This is a genomic window from Saccharomonospora amisosensis, assembly GCF_011761185.1.
Classification (GTDB): domain Bacteria; phylum Actinomycetota; class Actinomycetes; order Mycobacteriales; family Pseudonocardiaceae; genus Saccharomonospora_A; species Saccharomonospora_A amisosensis.
This window is the reverse complement of the sequence record NZ_JAAOYM010000001.1, coordinates 3,222,903-3,245,025: the sequence shown is the minus strand read 5'-3', so window position 1 is coordinate 3,245,025 and position 22,123 is coordinate 3,222,903. Positions and strand designations below refer to the sequence as shown.

20 protein-coding genes are annotated in these 22,123 nt (G+C 70.0%); 14 read left to right on the top strand and 6 right to left on the bottom strand.

The window, feature by feature from the left end:
* The first annotated feature begins 24 nt into the window (after positions 1–24).
* The 3 genes from FHU38_RS15715 to FHU38_RS15705 all read left to right on the top strand — a co-directional run bounded on the left by FHU38_RS15715 (position 25) and on the right by FHU38_RS15705 (position 4,403).
* A complete protein-coding gene (locus tag FHU38_RS15715) occupies positions 25–1,554 on the top strand; it encodes a serine/threonine-protein kinase (RefSeq protein ID WP_167172132.1) in 1,530 nt (509 codons plus the stop codon).
* A 129-nt stretch (positions 1,555–1,683) separates the two neighbouring features.
* Complete coding sequence (dapA, locus tag FHU38_RS15710; protein WP_167172129.1) at positions 1,684–2,709, top strand: 4-hydroxy-tetrahydrodipicolinate synthase; 1,026 nt, start codon at positions 1,684–1,686, stop codon at positions 2,707–2,709.
* Complete coding sequence (locus tag FHU38_RS15705) at positions 2,706–4,403, top strand: ribonuclease J (RefSeq protein WP_167172127.1); 1,698 nt, start codon at positions 2,706–2,708, stop codon at positions 4,401–4,403. Before dapA ends, FHU38_RS15705 begins: the two co-directional genes overlap by 4 nt.
* 196 nt (positions 4,404–4,599) lie before the next feature.
* Here FHU38_RS15705 and FHU38_RS15700 read toward each other — a convergent pair whose 3' ends face one another.
* Together FHU38_RS15700 and FHU38_RS15695 are read right to left on the bottom strand one after the other, a co-directional pair.
* Entirely contained in the window at positions 4,600–5,586 is a 987-nt protein-coding gene (locus FHU38_RS15700; RefSeq protein WP_167172124.1) for an EamA family transporter, read from the bottom strand.
* A 50-nt stretch (positions 5,587–5,636) separates the two neighbouring features.
* Positions 5,637–6,464, bottom strand: a complete 828-nt coding sequence (locus FHU38_RS15695; RefSeq protein WP_390623291.1) for a lysophospholipid acyltransferase family protein — start codon at positions 6,462–6,464, stop codon at positions 5,637–5,639.
* A gap of 86 nt (positions 6,465–6,550) precedes the next feature.
* On the opposite strand from FHU38_RS15695, the gene FHU38_RS15690 reads away from it, so the two are divergent.
* Positions 6,551–9,094, top strand: coding sequence for a DNA translocase FtsK (locus FHU38_RS15690; RefSeq protein ID WP_208415692.1), 2,544 nt, complete (start codon positions 6,551–6,553; stop codon positions 9,092–9,094).
* 13 nt (positions 9,095–9,107) lie between these two features.
* On the opposite strand, the gene FHU38_RS15685 is transcribed toward FHU38_RS15690, so the two are convergent.
* A complete protein-coding gene (locus tag FHU38_RS15685) occupies positions 9,108–9,617 on the bottom strand; it encodes an amino-acid N-acetyltransferase (RefSeq protein WP_313886793.1) in 510 nt (169 codons plus the stop codon).
* A 69-nt stretch (positions 9,618–9,686) separates the two neighbouring features.
* Between FHU38_RS15685 and rimO the strand changes: the two genes are divergently transcribed.
* The 7 genes from rimO to FHU38_RS15650 all read left to right on the top strand — a co-directional run bounded on the left by rimO (position 9,687) and on the right by FHU38_RS15650 (position 16,290).
* Positions 9,687–11,135 carry a 30S ribosomal protein S12 methylthiotransferase RimO gene (rimO, locus tag FHU38_RS15680; RefSeq protein WP_167172115.1) on the top strand — a complete coding sequence of 483 codons (1,449 nt, stop codon included), beginning with the start codon at positions 9,687–9,689 and terminating at the stop codon, positions 11,133–11,135.
* Positions 11,132–11,749: a CDP-diacylglycerol--glycerol-3-phosphate 3-phosphatidyltransferase gene (pgsA, locus tag FHU38_RS15675; protein ID WP_167172113.1), complete on the top strand. Its 618-nt coding sequence runs from the start codon at positions 11,132–11,134 to the stop codon at positions 11,747–11,749. The genes rimO and pgsA overlap by 4 nt, the downstream gene beginning before the upstream one ends.
* On the top strand, positions 11,746–12,246 hold the full coding sequence (locus FHU38_RS15670; RefSeq protein ID WP_167172110.1) for a CinA family protein: 501 nt from the start codon (positions 11,746–11,748) through the stop codon (positions 12,244–12,246). Before pgsA ends, FHU38_RS15670 begins: the two co-directional genes overlap by 4 nt.
* Positions 12,247–12,334: 88 nt before the next feature.
* A complete protein-coding gene (locus FHU38_RS15665) occupies positions 12,335–12,787 on the top strand; it encodes a helix-turn-helix domain-containing protein (protein ID WP_167172107.1) in 453 nt (150 codons plus the stop codon).
* A gap of 184 nt (positions 12,788–12,971) precedes the next feature.
* Positions 12,972–13,826: a PspA/IM30 family protein gene (locus tag FHU38_RS15660; RefSeq protein ID WP_167176131.1), complete on the top strand. Its 855-nt coding sequence runs from the start codon at positions 12,972–12,974 to the stop codon at positions 13,824–13,826.
* A 32-nt stretch (positions 13,827–13,858) separates the two neighbouring features.
* Complete coding sequence (gene pspM / locus FHU38_RS15655) at positions 13,859–14,785, top strand: phage shock envelope stress response protein PspM (protein ID WP_167172103.1); 927 nt, start codon at positions 13,859–13,861, stop codon at positions 14,783–14,785.
* Between the two features lie 182 nt (positions 14,786–14,967).
* Positions 14,968–16,290, top strand: a complete 1,323-nt coding sequence (locus FHU38_RS15650; RefSeq protein WP_167172100.1) for an allophanate hydrolase-related protein — start codon at positions 14,968–14,970, stop codon at positions 16,288–16,290.
* Here FHU38_RS15650 and FHU38_RS15645 read toward each other — a convergent pair.
* The 3 genes from FHU38_RS15645 to FHU38_RS15635 all read right to left on the bottom strand — a co-directional run bounded on the left by FHU38_RS15645 (position 16,250) and on the right by FHU38_RS15635 (position 19,305).
* Entirely contained in the window at positions 16,250–17,314 is a 1,065-nt protein-coding gene (locus FHU38_RS15645) for a quinone-dependent dihydroorotate dehydrogenase (RefSeq protein WP_167172097.1), read from the bottom strand. The genes FHU38_RS15650 and FHU38_RS15645 overlap by 41 nt on opposite strands.
* Before the next feature lie 278 nt (positions 17,315–17,592).
* Entirely contained in the window at positions 17,593–18,414 is an 822-nt protein-coding gene (locus tag FHU38_RS15640) for an Fpg/Nei family DNA glycosylase (RefSeq protein ID WP_167172093.1), read from the bottom strand.
* Between the two features lie 3 nt (positions 18,415–18,417).
* Entirely contained in the window at positions 18,418–19,305 is an 888-nt protein-coding gene (locus FHU38_RS15635; RefSeq protein ID WP_167172090.1) for a ParA family protein, read from the bottom strand.
* Positions 19,306–19,372: 67 nt separating this feature from the next.
* Between FHU38_RS15635 and FHU38_RS15630 the strand changes: the two genes are divergently transcribed.
* The 3 genes from FHU38_RS15630 (at position 19,373) to FHU38_RS15620 (ending at position 22,039) form a co-directional block, all read left to right on the top strand.
* Positions 19,373–20,137 (top strand): class I SAM-dependent methyltransferase, encoded by a 765-nt coding sequence (locus FHU38_RS15630; protein ID WP_167172087.1) that lies wholly within the window; start codon positions 19,373–19,375, stop codon positions 20,135–20,137.
* Between the two features lie 40 nt (positions 20,138–20,177).
* On the top strand, positions 20,178–21,428 hold the full coding sequence (gene dinB, locus FHU38_RS15625; protein ID WP_167172084.1) for a DNA polymerase IV: 1,251 nt from the start codon (positions 20,178–20,180) through the stop codon (positions 21,426–21,428).
* A 209-nt stretch (positions 21,429–21,637) separates the two neighbouring features.
* The gene (locus tag FHU38_RS15620) at positions 21,638–22,039 is read left to right on the top strand and encodes a DUF3040 domain-containing protein (RefSeq protein WP_167172081.1); all 402 of its coding nucleotides are present in this window, start codon (positions 21,638–21,640) and stop codon (positions 22,037–22,039) included.
* The last annotated feature ends 84 nt before the right edge of the window (positions 22,040–22,123 follow it).

Here is a 22,123-nt window from a genome sequence, read left to right as displayed (position 1 = left end):
CACACGAGGAGGGGACCTGCCAACGTGACCGACGAGCAGACCCGGCCACCCCACGTCAACCAGGGGTCGCCCGGCCATCGCACGATCGCGAACCGCTACACACTGCTGGGTGAGCTCGGCCGAGGTGGCATGGGGGTGGTGTGGCGTGCTCAGGACATCGTCATCGGACGGCAGGTGGCGATCAAGGAGCTGACACTGCCGGAGGGCGCCGAGGACGCGGGTGTCTTCCAGGAACGTGTGCTTCGCGAGGTGCGCAGCGGTGGCCGCCTCAACGACCCGGCCGTGGTCACGGTGTTCGACGTGATCGCCGAGGGCGACACCACGTTCATCGTGATGGAACTCTTGGAGGCACCGACCCTGTCGGAGGTGGTGCGGCGCAGCGGACCACTGCAGCCGCACCACGTCGCCTCGATCGGCGAGCAGGTGCTTTCGGCGTTGCGCGCCGCTCACGAAGCAGGCATCGTGCACCGCGACGTCAAGCCGGGCAACATCATGGTCGGCCCGAACGGGCGCGTGAAGCTCACCGATTTCGGGATCGCACAAGCCATCGACGACCCTCGGCTGACGACCAGCGGCATGCTCGTCGGCTCACCCGCGTTCATGGCGCCGGAACGGGTCGCGGGCAGGGAGACCTTGCCCGCCTCGGACCTGTGGTCGCTGGGAGCGACGCTGTTCTTCGCCGTGGAGGGCATCGTGCCCTTCGAACGATCGACCACAGCCGCGACGCTGCACGCGATCATGAACGAGGTTCCCTACCTCACCCACGCACAGGGGCCACTCGCCTCGGCCATCATGGGTCTCCTGATCGCCAACCCCGAGGCCAGGATCAATGCCGAGCAGGCGCGTGGGCTGCTCAGTATGGCGGTCACGCAGCAGCCGTTGCCGTCAACCCCGCCTGGCGGTCAGCCCACCTTGCCGCACCAGGCAGGCCAGCCACCCACGATGCTCGCGGGTCACACCGCGTTCGGTGCGGGCGGGCCTGCCCCACGCGGCAACCGGAAGGCGCTCGTCATCGGCGGCGCGGTCGCCGCGGTGGCGATGCTGGTGGCCGGTTTCTTCCTCGGCAAGCCGGTGTGGTCGCCCTCTGTCGACGACGCGCTGCAGTCGACGTTGACCTACGGCGAGGGCGGGGACATCGCCGACCCCTACATCGACGGCCAGAGCTACCACTGCGTGAACACCCCCATCGTCAAGGGCAGGTCGATCTCGCAGAACAACTGGGTGGACTGTGAAGAGGCACACGATGCCGAGCTGTACGACTACCACTGGAGCCTCGGCGGCTCGGACGAGGAGGACAGCAGGCAGGCGAGCTACCCCGGGGTGGAGCCGCTTGCCGAGTTCGGGGAGCGTGCCTGCGGCCTGAGCTTCCACTCCAACCGGATCAGCGACGAGTTTCGGCCCCGGCTGCGCTATCAGGTGCTGGTGCCCAGCCAGCGGGAGTGGGAGCAGCGGCCCGAGAGCGGCACCGATGACGCTGCCCGCACCGTCTACTGCTTCGCCGTCGACGCGGCTGGCGGCCAACTCACCGGCGAGGCCACGCGGGAAATCGAGTAGCCGCAAACGTTTCGGTCCACCCCCCGCCAGGCAGGGATTTCTCCCGGTTCGGCGCGCGAAGAGAACCGATCACCTCGTTCGGCTCGGCCGACGCGGTAACCCGGCGGTGAACGCGGTACCGTCAGCAGCATGTCGATCGCACCGTCCACCCCGCCCACCGCAGCGCCGGGCAGACCCTTCGGCCGGGTGCTCACCGCCATGATCACGCCCTTCGACGCCGAAGGAGCGGTTGACCTCAAGCGGGCTCAGGAGCTCGCCGTGCACCTGCTGGAACTGGGCAACGACGGGCTCGTCATCAACGGCACGACGGGGGAGAGCCCCACCACCAGCGACGAAGAGAAGGCCGCGCTCGTCAGTGCCGTCGTCGAGGCCGTAGGGGACAGGGCCACCGTCGTCGCGGGCGCGGGTACCTACGACACCGCGCACAGCGTGGAACTCGTGCGCCAGGCGGAGAAGGCCGGTGCTCACGGCGTGCTGCTGGTGACCCCGTACTACTCGAGGCCGACACAGGCCGGCCTGTACGCGCACTTCACCACCGTCGCCGACGCCACGGAACTGCCCGTGATGCTGTACGACATCCCGCCACGCTCGATCGTGCCCATCGAGGTGGACACGCTGCGCAGGCTCGCGGAGCACCCGCGCATCGTGGCCGTCAAGGACGCCAAGGGTGACCTGCTCGCGGGCAGCGAGGTCATCGCCAACACCCACCTGGCCTACTACTCCGGCGACGACGCGCTGAACCTGCCGTGGTTGTCCGTGGGCGCGGCAGGCGTGGTGAGCGTCATCGGGCACGTCGTGGCGGGCCGGATCCGCGCGATGATCGAGGCCTACGAGGACGGTGACACCTCGACCGCGCGCACCAACCACCGAGGAATGCTGCCGGTCTATCGTGCCTTCTCCCGTGTCGGCGGCGTGGTGTTCGCCAAGACGGCGCTGCGGCTTCGCGGCTACGACGTCGGCGAGCCCCGGCTGCCTATCGTGCCCGCCGCGCAGGAACAGATCGAGGCCATCGCGGCGGATCTGACGCAGGCCGGGGTGCCGCTGGAGGAGTCGCCTACCAGTGACTGGGCGGGCTCCCGCGTCGCGCAGGCCGACTCCGCTGCGGCATACGTGGCACCCACCACACACACGAGTGTTGGGACCATTCATAGGTGACCGAACTACCGACCGGACCAGGACCTACCCAAGCTCCACCCCCACTGCCCGAAGGCGGGCTGCGCGTCGTCGCACTCGGCGGTATCGGCGAGGTCGGCCGCAACATGACCGTCTTCGAGTACGCGGGCCGGCTGCTCGTCGTGGACTGCGGGGTGCTGTTCCCCGAGGACTCCCAGCCCGGCGTCGACCTGATCCTGCCGGACTTCCGCGCGATCGAGGACCGGCTCGACGACATCGAGGCCATCGTGCTGACCCATGGGCACGAGGACCACATCGGAGCCGTGCCGTTCCTGCTGCGGATGCGGCCCGACCTGCCGGTGTACGGTTCGCGGTTCACGCTCGCGTTGCTGGCCGCCAAGTGCAAGGAGCACAGGCAGCGGCCGACCCTGTTCGAGGTGGCCGAACGCGAGCGCCGCACCGTCGGTGAATTCGACCTGGAGTTCTTCGCCGTCAACCACTCCATTCCCGACGCGCTGGCGGTGGCCATCCGTACGCCCGCGGGGCTGGTGCTGCACACCGGCGACATCAAGCTGGACCAGTTGCCGCTGGACAACCGGCTCACCGACCTCGCGGGCTTCTCCCGGCTCGGCGACGAGGGTGTGGACCTGCTGTGCATCGACTCGACCAACGCCGAGGTGCCGGGCTTCGTCACACCTGAGCGCGACATCGGTCCCGTGCTCGACGAGGTGATCGCCGCCGTGCGTCAGCGCGTGATCGTGGCCTGCTTCGCCAGCCACGTGCACCGCGTGCAGCAGGTGCTCGACGCCGCGGAGCGGCACGGTCGGCGGGTTGCGTTCGTCGGCAGGTCGATGGTGCGCAACATGACGATCGCCGCCGAGTTGGGCCTGCTGAACATCCCGCAGGGGCTGCTCGTCGATCTGGACGAGGCGGTGAACCTGCCGGAAAGCAAGGTGCTGTTCGTCTCCACCGGCTCGCAGGGCGAGCCGCTGTCGGCTCTGTCCCGGATGGCCAGAGGGGAACACCGCCAGATCTCGATCAGGGCAGGCGACACCGTGGTGCTGGCGAGCTCGCTCATCCCCGGCAACGAGACCGCGGTGTTCGGCGTCATCAACGGGCTGATGCGGCTCGGTGCGAATGTGGTGCACCAGGGCAACGCCAAGGTGCACGTGTCCGGCCACGCCTCCGCGGGGGAGTTGCTCTTCCTGTACAACGCCGTCCGGCCGAGCAACGTGATGCCCGTGCACGGCGAATGGCGGCACCTGCGGGCCAACGGTGAACTCGCCGTGCGCACCGGTGTTGCCGCGGACCGGGTGGTGCTCGCCGAGGACGGCGTCGTGGTGGACCTGGTCGACGGGAGGGCATCGACCACGGGGCGCGTCGAGGTCGGCATGGTCTACGTCGACGGGCTTTCGGTCGGCGACGTCGGGGACTCGACGCTTTCCGACCGGCTTGTCCTCGGAGAGGGCGGGTTCATCGCGATCACCGTCGCGGTGGACTCGACCAGCGGCCGTGCGGTCAGCCCCCCCACGGTGTCCGGGCGCGGATTCTCCGACGACCCCAAGGCGCTGGACGAGGCGGTGTCGCTCGTGGAGATGGAGCTGTCGCGTACCGAGGCGGAGGGCATCACCGACACCCACCGCATCGCGCAGTCGGTCCGCCGGGTGGTGGGCCGCTGGGTGGCCGAGACCTACCGGCGGCGGCCGATGATCGTGCCCACGGTCATCCCCGTGTAGCCGCGGCCACGAGCAGGGCCAGCAACGCCACCGCCGCCTGCGTGAGCAGTGCGCGGCGGGCCTTGCGCTGTTCCTGCGGGCTCGGTCGACTCATGTTCAATACCCCTGGTTCGCTCGCTGGTGCCTGCCTGTGGTGTCCCTTTGGAAGTCTGAGGCGGCCGTCGGGTTCCGTCCTCCCGCCCGAGCCTGATTCCAGCTACCCCTCGCGGGGGAGTGGCTCGCCCGCGAGCTCCGGACCGGTCCGCTTACCCGGCGCCCACAGTTGGACGACGAGCGCCCCGCAGAGCAACACCACCGCACCGACCAGCTGCGGCCAGGCCAGCTCCTCGCCGAGCAGCAGCCACGCTGCCGTGGTGGCGACCAGCGGCTCCAGCAGCGCCAGCACGCTCGCCGTGGAGACGGGCAGGTGGCGCAGTGCCGTGATCCCGGCGAGGTATGCCAGCACGGTCGAGACCAGCGCCACCGCGGCGAGCAGCAGCCACACCGGCGGCTGCCAGGGACCGAAGTCGGCGGTGCGAAGCAGCACCGACACCGGCAGGTCCCACGGCGGCGCCACGACGGACACGGCGACGGCGCCGACGACCATGCCCCAGGTCACCATGCTCAACGGGTGCTGGCTGGAGACGCCGTGTTCGCCGAGCAGGAAGTAGGCCGCCGAGCACAACGCCGCGCCAAGACCCGCGAGCAGGCCCACCGCGTCGATGCGCAGCCCCTCGTGTACCCGGGCCACCAGCGCGAGGCCGAGCAGGGCCAACGCGATCCCCGCCCACAGCTGCCACGGCAGGCGCACCTTTCGCACGATCCGCACCCACAGCGCGACCAGCACCGGCGAGGTGAATTCCAGCAGGATCGCGATGCCGACGGGGATGCGCGTGGCGGCGAGGAAGTAGAACAACTGCACGCCCGCGACCGCGAGCAGGCCATACCCCACCAGCAGCCGCCACTGCTCGCGCCGCACCTTCAGCAGCGCGGGCCGCACCAGCGCGACGCCGACCAGGAGCACAACCGCGGAAAGCCCGATCCGCACCGAGGCGACCTGCTGCGGCGAGAGCCCCGCGAGCATCGCGGGCTTGCCGAGCGGGCCGGAACTGCCGAAGGACAGCGAGGCGAGCAGGATCAGCGCCAACCCACGGCCGCGGCTGACGGGCGCGGGCTTAGCGGTGGGAGACGTACTGACGACCACACCGCGACCCTATTGCGACCCTGTGACAGTCCGCCGCCGATTTTGGGCCGTCAGGGCCGCCATGGGCTGGTGCTGTCCGTGGGCCGCGTCGGATCGTGGAACCTCGGTCGGTCGGGTTCCTCGGTCCGCAACGGAACAAGCCCCCGAGTGATCGCCCGCATGATTTCCGCGTGTGCCCTCACCGCGTCGCCTGCCCGGTCGGGCTGGTACGCCGACAGGTCCACCGGTTCGCCGAAGTGCACCCGAAACGTCGGCCTGCGCAACGGAGAAGTGAGGCCCGACCGCGCGAGCGGCACGATGTCGGCGAGTCCTTCGACGCGCTCGGTGCCCCAGTACACCGCCTCGTGGGCGCCCCACTGACTGATCGGCACCACGGGCACCCCGGTGGCGAGTGCGAGGCGCGCGGCCCCGGTCTTGCCGCGTTCCGGCCACAGCCCGGGGTCGTGGCTGATTCGGCCTTCCGGATAGACGATGATCGGCGCGCGCGTGTCGCTCAACGCCTGGACCGCCGTGGCGAACTGCTCGACGGCGGAGGTCGAGCCCCGGTCGACACGCAGGTGGCCGCTCGCCCGCAGCGCCGTGCCAAGCACCGGCGCGTCCAGCAGCCCGCCCGCGAGCATGAACCGCGGCGCCAGACCGATCCGCCTGCACGCCGCCATCAGCACGAACGCGTCGAACACGCCGATGTGGTTCGCCGCCATGAGCAGTGGCCTGCCCCGCAACTCACGCCGGACGCCGCCGGTCACCCGCAGCCTGCCCGCGAGGTGTACCAGCCCCTCGTCGACCGCGAGCATCGTGCGCCAGATCAGCGGAGTGCTGTCCTCGCGGCGTGTCGGCACGTCTTCCTCCGGATACAGCGCGACCATGGCGCGAAGCATGTCATGTGGGGGCGAGCGCTGTTCACAGGGTGTGTGACCCGAGTGGCACGTGTGACTGAAGTGCCGAAACGACTACCGTGGAAGGCATGGCGAGCGGTTCGGTGACCAAGGGCGGAAGCGCGGCGCGTGGCGGTAGAGGCAAGAGCCCGACAAAGAGCGCCACGAGGAGCCCCACCAGGAACTCGGCCCGCTCCCGACCTACCTCGCGGCCCGCTGCCAGGCGGCCGGCTGCGCGCCGCCCCGGCCGTTCCTCCCCTGGGACGTTCGCCAAGGCCGTGCGAGGCGGCTGGACACTGCTCGCGAAGGGCGTCGGCGGGCTGGCCCGCACGGTCGGCCGCACGCGGGACCTGGAACCGGAACACCGCAGGGACGGCGTCGCGCTCGGGCTGATCGCGCTGGGCCTGGTCACCGCCGTGGGGGTGATGTGGGAGGCGGCCGGACCGGTCGGCCGGTGGGTCGCGATCGGAACTCGCAGCGTGTTCGGCGCCGCGGCCGCCGCGCTACCGCTCGCACTGGTGGTCGCCGCCGTCGCGTTGATGCGGTCGGAACCGCGACCGCAGACCCGGCCCCGCAGGGTGATCGGCACCTCGCTGGTCACGCTGTCGATACTCGGCTTGCTGCACGTGTTCAACGGAAGGCCGCAGCGACACGACGATCAGATGTTCGCGGGCGGTTGGCTGGGTTGGCTGTCCGGCGACCTGCTGTCCAGGGGAGTCACCGTCTGGATCGCGGTGCCACTGCTGGTCCTGCTGCTTGGCTACGGGCTACTGGTCTTCACCGGAACCCCGGTGCGTCAGGTGCCGCAACGGCTGCGGGAATGGGGAGCCGAACCCGGCGAGCAGGAGCACGACGAGCCCGCGCCGGGTGAGAACGTCACCGCCACCGACCCCTCGGCGGTGCGGCTTCGCAAACCCGCGAGGCGCAGGCAGGCCAGCGCCGCCGCGGTGGGCGCGGAAGGCGAAACGGAAAGCGCGGCGGAGCCCGCAGTGCCCGCGACCCAGCCGGAGCTGCCGCTGCCCGCACCGACCGGTCCGGCGACCACCGCGCGTTCTGCCGCGCGCAAGCAGCGCAAGACCGAGCCCGCGTTGGCGGTCACTCGAACCGTCGAGGGCGACTACCAACTGCCGTCGGCGGACCTGCTGGCGCTCGGCGACGCGCCGAAGGCTCGCAGCAAGGCGAACGACGCCATGATCGAGGCGATCACCGGGGTTCTCGAACAGTTCAATGTGGACGCACAGGTGACTGGCTTCACGCGTGGCCCGACGGTGACGCGCTACGAGGTGGAACTCGGGCCGGGAGTGAAGGTCGAGAAGATCACCGCGCTCACCAAGAACATCGCCTACGCCGTGGCCACCGACAATGTGCGGCTGCTCGCACCGATCCCCGGCAAATCCGCGGTCGGTATCGAGGTACCCAACACCGACCGGGAGATGGTGCGCCTGGGCGACGTGCTGCGCTCGCCCAAGGCGGCGGAGGACGACCACCCGATGGTCATCGGGCTTGGCAAGGACATCGAGGGCCATTTCGTCACCGCGAACCTGACCAAGATGCCGCACCTGCTGGTCGCGGGCTCCACCGGCTCCGGTAAGTCCAGCTTCGTCAACTCCATGCTGGTGTCGCTGCTGGCACGGGCGACGCCAGCGGAGTGCAGGATGATCCTGATCGACCCGAAGATGGTGGAGCTCACCCCCTACGAGGGCATCCCGCACCTGATCACGCCGATCATCACGCAGCCGAAGAAGGCCGCGGCCGCGCTGGCGTGGCTGGTGGAGGAGATGGAGCAGCGCTACCAGGACATGCAGGCCAACCGGGTGCGTCACATCGACGACTTCAACAAGAAGGTGAGATCCGGTGACATCCAGGCGCCGCCCGGCAGCGAGCGGGAGTACCGGCCCTACCCCTACATCATGGCGATCGTCGACGAGCTCGCCGATCTCATGATGACCGCGCCGCGCGACGTGGAGGACGCGATCGTGCGGATCACGCAGAAGGCCCGTGCCGCGGGTATCCACCTCGTGCTGGCCACCCAGCGGCCGTCCGTGGACGTCGTCACCGGGCTGATCAAGACGAACGTACCGTCCCGGCTGGCCTTCGCCACGTCATCACTCACCGACTCGCGGGTGATCCTCGACCAGCCGGGCGCCGAGAAGCTGATCGGCATGGGCGACGGGCTCTACCTGCCGATGGGAGCAAGCAAGCCCGCACGCATCCAGGGTGCCTTCGTCAGCGATGAGGAGATCACCGCGGTGGTCAACGCCACCAAGGAGCAGGCAGAGCCCGACTACACCGACGGTGTCACCGCCGCGAAGGCGGGCGAGCACAAGGAGATCGACCCCGACATCGGCGACGACCTCGACGTGCTGCTCCAGGCGGCGGAACTGGTGGTCAGTTCCCAGTTCGGGTCCACGTCGATGTTGCAGCGCAAGCTACGGGTCGGCTTCGCCAAGGCGGGCAGGCTGATGGATCTACTGGAAACCCGGGGCGTGGTGGGCCCCTCCGAGGGTTCGAAGGCTCGCGACGTGCTCGTCAAGCCGGAGGACCTGCCGGGGGTGCTCGCGCTGATCCGGGGCGGCGACCCGGAGCCGGATACCGAAGCCGGCGACGGTGGCGACGGCGGCGACCTGGCCTAGCTGGGGAACCCGGTCACAGCTCGGTCGGCAACCGCAGCAGCATGCGGGTGTTGCCGAGCGTGTTCGGCTTGACGAAGGGGAGATCGAGGAACTCGGCCACGCCGGGGTCGGCGGAGCGGCGCATCTCCTCGTACACCTCGCTCGGCACCGGCGTGCCTTCGATCTCCACGAAACCGTGCTTGGAGAAGAACTCGGTCTCGAACGTCAGCACGAAGATCCGTGCCACCCCCAGCTCGCCCGCCAGCCGAAGCAGCCGCCGTACCAGCGCGTGCCCGATGCCGCGCCCCCGCATCGAGCGCTCGACCGCGACCGTCCTGATCTCAGCCAGGTCCTCCCACAGCACGTGCAGCGCGCCGCAGCCCACCAGCTCGCCTGCCAGCTCGGCCACCCAGAACTCCTGCACGTCTTCGTAGAGGGTCACCAGCTCCTTCTCGAGCAGCACCTTGCCCGCGTCGGAGTCGACGAGTGCCTTGATCTTGCGGACGTCGGTGACACGGGCACGACGGATGAGCGGGGACTCCACGGTGAAGACGCTAGCGGGCGGCGCGCGGGGCGTGCTCGCGGGCACCGTGCCTGCCGTTACTCTGGTCAGGTGTCCGCCGCCGAATCCTCGCAGCAGAACCGCCGCCGGGTCTCGTTGCTGACCCTGGGCTGCGCCCGCAACGAGGTCGACTCCGAGGAACTCGCGGGCCGCCTCGCCGACGGCGGCTGGGAGATCACCGACGACCCGGAGGACAGCGCGGTCGTGGTGGTCAACACGTGCGGTTTCGTGGAATCGGCGAAGAAGGACTCGGTCGACACGCTGCTCGCCGCGGCCGACACCGGCGCCAAGGTGGTCGCGGTGGGGTGCATGGCGGAGCGCTACGGCCGTGAGCTGGCCGAGAACCTGCCTGAGGCGGACGCGGTACTCGGGTTCGACCACTACCCGTCGCTGGCGCAGCGGCTCGACGACGTCGCGGCGGGGCGGCCGGTGGCGTCCCACACCCCGACCGACCGGCGCACGCTGCTGCCGATCAGCCCGGTCGAGCGGCAGGCGGCGGCCAGTGACGTCGCCGTGCCCGGCCATTCCGGGTGGGGGCCGCGCGTGCTGCGCACCCGGCTGGACGAGTCACCGGTGGCCGCACTGAAGATCGCCTCCGGGTGCGACCGGCGTTGTTCGTTCTGCGCGATTCCCGCCTTCCGCGGGTCGTTCGTGTCACGCCACCCTGACGAGATCGTGGCCGAGGCGCGATGGTTGGCTGGCCAGGGCGTGCGGGAGCTGTTCCTCGTCAGCGAGAACTCCACTTCCTACGGCAAGGACCTCGGCCGCGAGCTCGGTGGCACTCGCGCGCTTGAGCGGTTGCTGCCGAGGCTGGCCGCCGTGGAGGGGATCGACCGGGTTCGCGTTTCCTACCTGCAGCCCGCCGAGACCCGCCCGGATCTGGTGCGGGTGATCGCGACCACGCCGGGGGTCGCCGGCTACTTCGACCTGTCCTTCCAACACGCCAGCGAGCCGGTGCTGCGCAGGATGCGCCGCTTCGGTTCCACCGAGTCGTTCCTCGCCCTGCTCGAACAGATCCGGGAGTACGCGCCTCAGGCGGGTGTGCGCACCAACGTGATCGTCGGGTTCCCTGGCGAGACCGAGGGCGACGTGGCCGAGCTGGAGCGGTTCCTCACCGCCGCGAGGCTGGACGCGGTAGGCGTGTTCGGCTACTCCGACGAGGACGGTACCGAGGCGGAGAGCTTCGACGGCAAGTTCGATGCGGGCACCGTCGCCGAGCGCGTCGGGCGGGTGTCGGCGCTGGTTGAGCAACTCACCGCACAGCGGGCCGAGGAGCGGGTCGGCACCGTGGTCGAGGTGCTGGTGGAAAGCGCCGACCCCGACTCGGGCGAGGTCACGGGCAGGGCGGGCCATCAGGGCCCGGAGGTGGATGGCGAGTGCGTGGTGCTGGAAGCCGGTAGCTGCAAGGTGGGCGAGCTGGTGCGCTGCGAGGTCGTCGACAGTGAGGGTGTGGACCTCATCGTGCGCGCCGTCGAACCCGGCGGGGAAGTCGGCACGTGAACGCGGAGGCGCACGGCACGGAGTCGGGCGGCACATCGGCCGTGCGGGCCGTACCGACGCTGAACGCCGCGAACCTGCTGACCATCTCCCGGCTGGTGCTGGTGCCGCTGTTCGTGTTCGCCCTGTTCTTCGAGGGCGGCACCGATTCGGCGTGGCGCTACGCGGCCACGGCGGTGTTCGCGGTGGCGGCGCTGACCGACCGGGTGGACGGCTGGGTTGCCCGCCGGTACAGCCTGATCACCGACTTCGGCAAGATCGCCGACCCCATCGCCGACAAGGCGTTGATCGGAGCGGCGCTGGTGGGGCTCAGCCTGCTCGGCGAGTTGCCGTGGTGGGTGACGATCGTGATCGCGGTTCGTGAGCTCGGTGTGACGCTGTTGCGGTTCTGGGTGATCCGGCACGGCGTCATCCCAGCGAGCCGGGGCGGGAAGGCGAAGACACTGGCCCAGGTGTTGGCGATCGGTGTCTACCTGCTGCCGTTGCCCGCCGAGGTCGCCCCCGTCCGCTGGGCACTGATGGGCTTCGCGCTCGTGCTGACGGTGGTCACCGGACTTGACTACCTGGTAAGGGCGATACGGCTGCGCGCGGCCGGACGGGACACCGCGAAGCCATGACGACGGTGCGGGTTTCCCCGGCCGTCTCGGAGCTGGTGGCCGAGCTGATCCGGCTGAGGCGGACGGTGGCCACGGCGGAGTCGCTGACGGCGGGACTGGTGTGCGCGACGCTGACCGAGGTACCCGGTGCGAGCGCCGCCGTGCGCGGTGGGCTGATCGTGTACGCCACCGAACTCAAACACACCCTCGCCGGGGTGGACGCGGATTTGCTCGCCGAGCACGGTGCGGTGCACCCGGAGGTCGCGGCGCAACTCGCCGAGGGTGCCAGGCTCCGTTGCGGCGCCGATTGGGGACTCGGGCTCACCGGCGTCGCGGGGCCCGACCCGCAGGACGGCGTCGAGCCGGGGACCGTACACCTCGCCGTGGCGGGGGAAGTGGAGGGGGAAACCGTGCGCACCGGGCGTACGCTGCGGGTATCGGGTGCTCGTGAGGCCGTGCGGGCGGCCGCCGTCGCAGGGGCGGTCGACCTGCTCCGGGAACAACTGACGGCGTCGTGACGTTCGCCCTGGGCGGACGCACGGGGTAACACCTGCGCTCTGTCGCCCGCTGTCGGTAACGTGGGCAGTAGCTGAAGGGAGGCGCGTGATGACCGTGCTGTTGCGAGAGGCGATCGGTGATCGGCTCCGTCATGCCCGCACCACCAAGCGCCGGACGCTGCGCGACATCTCGCGCGCCGCCAAGGTCAGCCTCGGGTACCTCTCCGAGGTTGAGCGGGGTCAGAAGGAGGCGTCCAGCGAGCTGCTCGCCTCGATCTGTGAGGCGCTCGACCTGCCCCTCGGCGAACTGCTGCACAACGTCGCCGCCGACGTCTCCGCGCTCGACAAGGTCGACACCGCCGCGGTGGAGGTGGACGGTTCCGCCGACCAGCGTGCGGCCGAGCGCGGTGAGGGCCGCGCGACCGACCAGTCCGCGGGTACCTTCGAGGGCGGCCGGATCGTCGCCGGCACCACCGGCAACGACCTCGCCGACCTGCGGCTGTCCCCGAGTTTGCGCACCACCATCAAGGCACCCAAGCCGAAGGCGGTGCTCGCGGCCTGACACCCACCCGAAGGATCGGGCCCAGGTCAGGGCCATCCCTGAATTCCCTCGGGGTCGCCTGGTACGGCGCGCATCTACCTGACACGATGGAACCCACACACGGGGGTCACGCGTTGCCAGGACAGCGGGAGGCCGTGATCACCCGGTCAAGGACCCGTGGGACGTGAGAAGGCAGGCGGAGGAGATGGCCAACCCTTTCGTGAAGTTCTGGAAGTACCTCATGGCGGCGTTCTCGTCGAAGGTCGATGAGTATGCCGACCCGAAGGTGCAGATCCAGCAGGCCATCGAGGAGGCGCAGCGCAACCACCAGGCGCTGTCGCAGCAGGCGGCGTCGGTGATCGGTAACCAGCGCCAGCTGGAGATGAAGCTGAACCGCCAGCTCGGCGAGGTGGAGAAGCTACAGTCGTCCACCCGGCAGGCGCTGGTGCTGGCGGACGAGGCCCGCCAGAAGGGCGACGAGCAGAAGGCGCAGGAGTACGAGACCGCGGCGGAGGGTTTCGCCGCCCAGCTCGTCACGGCGGAGCAGAGCATCGAGGACCTCAAGACCCTGCACGACCAGGCTCTGCAGGCCGCGGCGCAGGCCAAGCAGGCCGTCGAGCGCAACGCGAGCATGCTGCAGCAGAAGCTGGCCGAGCGCACCAAGCTGCTTTCGCAGCTGGAGCAGGCGAAGATGCAGGAGCAGGTGTCGGCGTCGCTTACACAGATGACCGAACTCGCGGCCCCCGGCAACACCCCCTCGTTGGACGAGATCCGTGACAAGATCGAGAAGCGCTACACCACCGCGCTCGGTTCCGCCGAACTCGCCCAGAACTCCGTGCAGGGCAGGATGCTGGAGGTGCAGCACTCCACCACGCAGTTGGCTGGACACAACCGGCTGGAGCAGATCAGGGCCTCGATGAAGGGCGAGCCGGTGGCGCAGGTCACCGACGGTGCCGAGGCCAAGGCCGCCTCGGATGCGGGAGCGGCCTCGTCCGGCTCGGACGTGCAGCGGGAGATCCAGGCAAGGGTTGAGGCGGAGCGGCAGAAGAACGAGGCATGAGACGACTGGCGGACTGAGTCGGGTGGGCAACCATGGCGTCGAACAAGCGTGACTTCAGCGAGTTGAACGCGAAGCTCGAACGGCAACTACGGCGCCTGCCCGACCCGGTCCGGCAGCGAGCACAGGACAAACTGCAGAAGTACGTCCCACCAGCCTGGCAAGGGCAGCAGGGTGAACAGGCGAGCAGGCCCGGCGGCCAGCCCCCCTTTTCCTCCGAACTGGCGGTGGTCTCGGAGATCCGAGACAAGTGGACCCGCTGGAACGAGCCCGCGGCAAGGCTGCAGCGCCGCAAGCGGCGCACCTCGCGCGCGCTGACCCTGTGGGTCGTGCTCGTGCTGCTGAGCGTGCTCTACGCGGCCGGTGGCTACGCCGGAATCGTGGGTGGCCAGACCGGCCTGGAAGGTGCCTTCGGCGGCATCATAGCCATGGTGTTGTTCGGAGCCCTCGCCGTCCGCTCGGGCACCCGGCTGGTGCGGCTCAACCGCACGGAGTTGCCGCAGAGCCCGCAGCCACAGAAACTGCCCCCGCTCGGTTCCGCCGCACGGGAGCCGATGGAGCGGCTCGCCGAGAGCGAGGCCTCGCTCGCAGAACTGCTCAAGCAGCTCACAACGCCGCCGCACGGCGTGGCCGCGGCCGTACCGGAGCTGTCGGTGCAGGACGCCCGCGCCACGGCCGACGAAGCCGCCAAGGCGCTACGTGCGTTGGCCGCGCGGGTGCAGTCCATCGAACGTGCCCGAGAATCCGCGCCCGCCGCCGAGCGGGCCGAACTCGACTCGGCCGTGAGCACGCTACGTGCACAACTCGACGACGGCCTTGACGGCTACGGCACACTCGTGGCCGCGGCAGGCAGGGCGGTCGCGGCGAGCAGTGGCGGCGTGTCGCAGGCCAAGGAGGGTCTCACCGACGCCACCGACCGCCTGGCCGGTCTGGCACTGGCGCTGCGCGATCTGTCCTCCTGAGCCTCCCGCTGCACTGAGTCGTGGTGCTGTAACAGTGCGAGACTCGTAAGTAACCTCACGGATACCGTTTCGGGTACACGCGGTTTCTAGCCTTGAATCGAGGTACACGGGTTATCCCGGTTGGTTGAACCGGGTCGAGGGGTACCCCGACGAGCACTGTCACAGGCGGAAAGGACAGGCGCGTGAATCCGTTTCCCATCGACGAAGACACCGTCCCGATCCCGCCGGTCAGTTCGTACCAGCGCGTCGTCGCGGCCTACGACGGCCTCGCTCGCGCGGGCAGGCCGGAACCGTGGCTAACGGTCCGTTCCCGGGAAGACACCCTGATCGAGGCCAAGGCGGTCGACGAGCGAGTGCGTACCGGCGAGGAGCCGCCACTGGCGGGCGTGGCCGTTGCCGCGCCCGACATCCCGCTGTTCTGTCAACGTTTGGTGCGGGCGGGTGCCGTGGTGCTCGGTACCACCGCTAACGAGCCGCCCGGCCGGGTGCCGACGCTGGAAACCGTCGACGCCGTGGTCGCCGGGGCGCTGCCCCGGTACTGTGGAGATCTCGTGGCGTTCATGCCGACGCGCGGGCTGGTGCCGTTGATGTCGGCGATGACGGTGCTCGCCAGGGACATCGACGTCGCCCAGCGCGTGGCCGCCGCCCTCACCGGGCCTGATGCCTCCGACCCCGAAGGCAGGGATTGGCCCGCGTCGGTGCGGCTGGCGGCGGGGGAGCACCCTTCGGTGGCCGTGCCTGGCGAGCCGGACCTGGCCAAGCTGACAGCCGAGTCGCGAGCCAGCCTGGCCGCCACCGTGGACACGCTGCGAGCCACCGGCGCGGTCGTCAACCCGGTGCGGCTGCGGGACATGCTCGACGTCCGTGCCGGGTACGCCGCGACGCTGCTGGGAAACGACGCGCTGCTGTTGCCGGGTGCGGGCACGAGACCCGCCCTTGCGGAGTTCGCGGCACGGCTGGACGCGGCCGTCGTGGTGCTGCCGGGCGGTCCTTCCGGCCTGGGCGTGCTGGCCAAGGCCTTCGACGACCAGGTAGCCATCGACATCGCCGCGCTGCTCACCAGTGCCAACGCCGCCACGCCCTATCCCGCCGTCGGGGTGGAGCTGATCGCGTTCGGCGCCTACCTGCGCGGCCAACCGGACAACGGTGAGCTGGCCCGGTTCGGTGCGCGCTTCGCGGGACTCGTCGAAACCGCCCAGCGCTACCGCATGATCGCCTTGCCGGGCGGCTCTCCGAAGGCGGGTGTGTTCGCCGCCGAGGACGGCGCCCGGTTGCTCGGCGAGCGCTGGCTGATCTCGCCCGCCGCTCTTAGCGGCTTCGCCACCCGGCTACCGGCTCCGCTCACGCTCGGCGGGGTCGAGCTTGCCGACGGCAGGACGGTCACGGGCATCCTGTGCGAACCGGCAGCCGCCGAGGGCACCGACGTGACCTCGTTCGGCTGCTGGCGCGCCTACCTGCGACATCTCAGCACGCAACGCCATGTCGAGCCGCCAACGCCCGATTGACCCGCAGTACGAGGCCGGGACCGTGCAGCGCGAATCCGGTGTAGAGCTGCACGAGGCCGGCTCCCGCGTCGATCATCCGCTCGGCATCGTCAGGGCTGACGATGCCGCCGACACCGATCACCGGAAGCCGATCGCCCGCCTCGGTATGTACGAAGCGCACCACTGCCCTTGCGCGTTCGGTCAGCGGCCGCCCCGAAAGGCCTCCTCGCTGCTCCGCGACGTGCTTCTCCTCCGCCACGATGCCGCTCCTGCCCAGCGTGGTGTTGGTGGCGACGATCCCGGCCACGTGGTGCTCGAGGCAGACTTCCAGTAGTTCGGCGAGCGCGTTGTCGGTCAGGTCGGGGGAGACCTTGACAAGCAGTGGTGTCGGTGCGCGACCGGCAGCGCCTGCCAGACCCACCGTCGTGTCGTGCAACCGCTCGAGCAGTTCGGTAAGGGCGGTCCGGTCCTGCAGCGAGCGAAGCCCAGGTGTGTTGGGCGAGCTGACGTTGACGGCGAAGTAGTCGGCGTAGGGGTACAGCGTCGTCAGCGAGGAGCAGTAGTCGGCGACCGCGTCCTGCAGTGGTGTCACCTTCGATTTGCCGATGCTGACGCCCAGCGGCACAGCGGGTTTGCCGTGGGCCGCGAGCTGCCGTGCCAGCGCCTCGGCGCCCGCGTTGTTGAAGCCCATCCGGTTGATGACGGCCTCGCTGCGCGGCAGCGTGAACAGCCGGGGTCGCGGGTTGCCCGGTTGCGCCAGCTTGGTGACAGTGCCGACCTCGACGAAGCCGAAGCCGAGTGCGGGCCACGCCGCGAGCGCGCGACCGTCCTTGTCCATTCCGGCGGCGAGGCCGACCCGGTTGGGGAAGCGCAGCCCGAACATGCTCACTGGCGCGTCGACGCCGTAGCGACGGTGCAGCGCCGTGAGCACCGGCGGCAGGGCCGCGGCCCGCGCCAGCACACGCACGGTGCGATCGTGAACCGTCTCGGCGTCACCGCCACCGAGCCGGTACAGCGCGGGGCGGAGGATCCTGTCGAACAACACGAGCTAATGCTGCCGTACCCGGCAGCGGAAATGAGAAGACCCCCGACGCGACTCCGTGACCGTCGTCAGCCGTTCACGGCCCGAGTCGGACCGGCTCTCGGGAGCGTCAGGGGGCCGGTGACTGCCTGGTATTCACCGACAGACACACGCCACTGGAGTGGTCCATGTGCTGACTGTCAGCGGACAGCCACCTCACGAGTCCTGTAGCTATTCAACTTAGGACCACCTCCTTTCTCGTGTACCGCAACGCTATGCCAACGGCGAGGTGGGCGGCAACGTCATTTTCCGGCGTCGGATGGCTGACCGGGGAAAGGACCCGGCTGACACCGGGGACAGAACCACGTCGGTCGCGCGAACACACCCGCTCCCTGCGAGGCGACGCGTACCGGGCCGCCGCAGCGAAGGCAGCCCTGACGGGTCCGTTCGTACACCCAGGTCCGCCGGCCCACCGCCATTTCGCCAGTGGTGCTGCGCTGTGGCCGCGACGCATTGGCGGACAGCAACCTCCTGGCCAGCGCCACGGCCCGGGCCGGGTCGACCTCGGCCACCGGCGTCCACGGCGAAACCCCGAGCAGGAAGCAGATCTCGGTCTTGTAGACGTTGCCGATGCCAGCCATCACCCGCTGGTCCAGCAAGGCGGTCCCGATCTGCTCGCGGGGCTGCCGCGCCAGTGCCCGTTCGGCGGCTTCGGCCTGCTCGGCTGACCAGTGCGGGTCTAGCAGATCAGGACCGAGGTGGCCGACAAGCCGTGACTCCTCACCGGTCGCGAGCAGTTCGAGGTCGTGCAATCGAAAGCCGACGACCTCGGCCTGCGGGTGTTGAAGAACCACCCGCGCCTGGTGCGCGGGCATGGTCCAGCGCTGTGCTGGGCGAAACACCCGCCACGAGCCGTCCATACGCAGGTGGCTGTGCAGGCTCAACTCGCAGGAGAACCGGACGAACAGGTGCTTGCCCACCGTGCGAACGGCGCTGACCTCCGTGCCCGCGAGGTCGACCGTGGCCAGTGCGGGGTGCCTGAAGTCGGTGCGCGTGAGCCGCCTTCCCACCAGCGCGCGTCGCAGGATCGCCCCGGTGAGGAAGACGGTGTCACCCTCGGGCACGGCTCAGCCGGTCTCGTGCTCGGCGAACGCGCGGATGGCGGGGAACTCGGAGGTGGTCTCGTTGTCGGAGGGCACATCGGGCTCGTCGCTGCTGAGCCGGTGCCTGCCAGCCCGGTTCGAGCGCAGGATCTTGGCGAGCACCATGTTGAAGGTGAGGGCGATCTCCTGCGCGCCCGGTGAGTTCCACTCGTGGATCGGGGTGCACGCGCCCTGTGCCTGCTGCACGGCCAGCCGGTCCGGGATCGCGGTGGGCATGACGAGCCTGCCGAACGACTCGCGCAGCTCCTCGACGCGGTACTGGTGCTCGTAGGAACGCACGCGCAGCCGGTTCACCAGCACCCCCGCGGGCCGCAGCCGGGGATTGTGCTCGGCGCGCACCGCCTCGATCGCCTCGAGCGCGCGCTGCGCGCCCGCCACCGCGTACATCGTGGGTTCGGTCACCAGCAGTGCGGCGTCCGCCGCGATCAGTGCCGAACGTGTCAGCCTGCCCAACGACGGTGGGCAATCCAGAATCGCGAGCTCGTAGGGCTCGCCGCGCGGGGCGGCGCGCAGCTCGTCCAGTGCCCTGGCGAGGTTCTCCATCCTGCGGCTGTCCGGGCCCGGCTCGTTCAGCAGCTCGAGTTCCTCCGCTCCGACGAGCACGTCCAGCCGGTCGCTCCAGCTGCTCGCCGCGATGGCCCGGTTGATAACGGCCAGCCGGGGCGTTTCCAGCACGTCGGCCAGTGTCGCGTCGGTCAACGGCGGGTCGAGCGTGGCAGTCGCGTTGCCCTGTGGGTCGAGGTCGCCCACCAATGTCCGGGTTCCCCTGCGCAGGGCGGCGGAGGCGATCCCCAAAGCGACCGTCGTTTTGCCGACGCCTCCCTTGAGGCTCAGTACGGCGACCGTGTGCACGCCTGCGAGCGTAGCCGTGTGCGGTCACCGTGAGAACGTGTGACCACCCCAACTAGGCTTGCCGTCCATGCGAACGGAGAGTTCGGCCGGGCACACCTCGGCGGCGGTGCGGACAGTGCTGGAAGCTGAGCTGCGTGCCGCCCGCGATCGCGGGGCGGAACAACCGAGAGTGGTCGACGTCGGTGGTGGCAGCGGGTCGTGGGCGGTGCCGTTGGCCTCGCAGGGTTGCCTGGTGACCGTGGTCGAGCCCAACCTCGACGCGCTTGCCACGCTCGAGCGCAGGGCAGCGGAGGTCGGCGTCGTGGACCGGATCACGGTGGTGGCCGACGACTGCGACGCCCTCGGTGAGCACGTACGACCTGCCTCGGCCGATCTGGTGCTCGCCCACGGCCTGCTCGAGGTGGTCGACGACCCAGCCGCCGTCGCGGCGGCACTGGCTCAGGTGACGGCACCTGGCGGAGCCGTCTCGGTGCTTGTGGCCAACCGGCACGGCGCTGTGCTGCACCGGGCCCTCACCGGCAGGCTCGACGAGGCCCGCAGGCTGCTTGCCGAACCGGACGGTGTGCTCACCCACGACTCCGAGACGCTGCTGCGGCGAATGGACACCGACGGCCTGCGCGGACTGCTCGCGGGCGCGGGCCTGGAGGTCGTGCTCATCCAGGGCGACGGGGTGGTCTCCGACATCGTGCCGGTGGGAACCGCCGCCGAAACCTCTACGCAGCTGGGATCGGTGGAGCACGAACTGGCCGAGTTCGAGGCCGAGGCGGCGGCTGTCCCTCCGCTGCGCGACATCGCCGGCCGACTGCACGCACTGGCCCGCCGCCCCGCGTGAACCCCCATATCGTCGGTGGCGGCACGTAGGCTCACCAGCGATGGGAAGGAACGCGGCGCTGCCGGACGGTTTCCAGCGGTTCCGGGTCGAAGGGCGAAACGTGCCCGACGACACCGGGTGCGGGATGCTGCACGTCGACATGGACGCCTTCTTCGCGGCCGTCGAGCTCAGGACGCGGCCGGAGTTGGCCGACCGTCCGGTGATCGTGGCAGGCACAGGGCCGAGGTCGGTCGTGCTGTCGGCCAACTACCCTGCCCGGCGCTACGGCGTGCGCTCGGCGATGCCGGTCGGTGCGGCACGCAGGCTGTGCCCGCAGGCCGTGCACCTGCCGCCCACAAGGGGTGCCTACGCCGAGGTCTCCCGAGGTGTGCTGGCGATCTTTCGCGAACTCACGCCGCTGGTGGAGCCACTCAGCCTGGACGAGGCCTTCCTCGAAGTCAGCGGTGCACTGCGGCGGCTGCGCACGACGCCCGCGGCCCTCGGCGCGCACATCCGTGAGCGGGTGGCCGCCGAGCACGGCATCACCTGCTCGGTCGGGGTGGCGGGGGTGAAGTTCGTCGCCAAGCTGGCGTCCGGCATGGCCAAGCCTGATGGCATGGTGGTGGTCCCCGTGGCACGGACGCTGGAGTTTCTTCACCCGCTTCCGGTGTCCGCGCTGTGGGGTGTCGGCGCCAAGACCGAGCAGAACCTGCGGCGGCACGGCCTGGACACCATCGCAGACATCGCTGCGACACCGCTGGAGCGGCTGCGCCGGATGCTGGGTGTCGCGACCGGTGAACACCTGCACGCGCTGGCGCATGGGCGCGACCAGCGGCCCGTGGTCGCGCAGGCGGAGGAGAAGTCGATCGGCGCCGAGCACACCTTCGCCGCCGACCAGCACGACCGCGCCGTGCTGGTCAGGCGGTTACTGCTGCTGTCGGAGCGGGTGGCGAGCACCCTGCGGGTCAAGGGCCTGCGGGGACGGACCGTGTCGATCAAGGTTCGCTTCGGCGACTTCCGCACCATCACCAGGGCACGCACGCTCCCCGGCGCGACGGACGTCGCCAGGGAGATCCACGCCGTCGCCGTTTCGCTGCTCGAGGAGGCGGCACCCCAGGATGGTGCGCAGCCGGTACGGCTGATCGGCGTGCGCCTGGACGGGCTCACCGACGGCGCGGCTGGCGAGCAGCTCGCCTTCGATGCTCCCGAGCCGAGATGGCGGGACGCGGAGGTCGCCGCCGACGTCGCGCGCTCGAGGTTCGGCGCGGCCGCGGTGCGGCCTGCCTCGCTGCTGTCACCCGATGAGGGGTGATCTTCGTCGCGAAAGTCCTGCTCGCTGTCGCGGCAGGGGTCGTTCTCCACAAATCTCTTCGTGCTGGAACCGAGATCGGGTAGTCGTCGGCGCGCGCGCCTCGTATCCTGGGTGGGGACACCCCGATCGGGGGGTCGTTGGGTCCACGACGATGCGCGGTCCGGCGCCCACCAAGGGGTCGGAGATTACGCTGTGCCGGAGGAGGAAAGATGCCACTCTCCGAGCATGAGCAGCGGCTGCTCGAACAGATCGAGCGCGAGCTCTATGCCGAGGACCCCAAGTTCGCGTCCACCGTACGCGGCGCCAGGATGCACCGCCCGACACGCCGTCGGCGGCTGCAGGGTATCGCCCTGTTCGTAGTCGGCATCGCTTTGCTGGTGCTGGGCGTCGTCGTGCCCTTCCGGGTCGCAGAGATCCCGTTGGTGAGCGTGCTCGGGTTCGTGGTGATGTTCTTCGGAGTGCTGCTCGCCGTCACTGCCATGCGAACCCAGGGTGAGCCGGTGGCCAAGGACGGTAAAGGCGCCGGTGGCGCCGCTCGCAAGCAGACGCGGCGCAGCTCGTTCACGCAGCGCATGGAGGATCGCTTCCGCCAGCGGTTCGACGATCGTTAGCCGCCTCGGCCGATCAGCCAGCTTCGCGGGCAGGGTGTCGTTCAAGGACACCCTGCCTTTGCCGTCACGGTGCCTCCCGCTCCT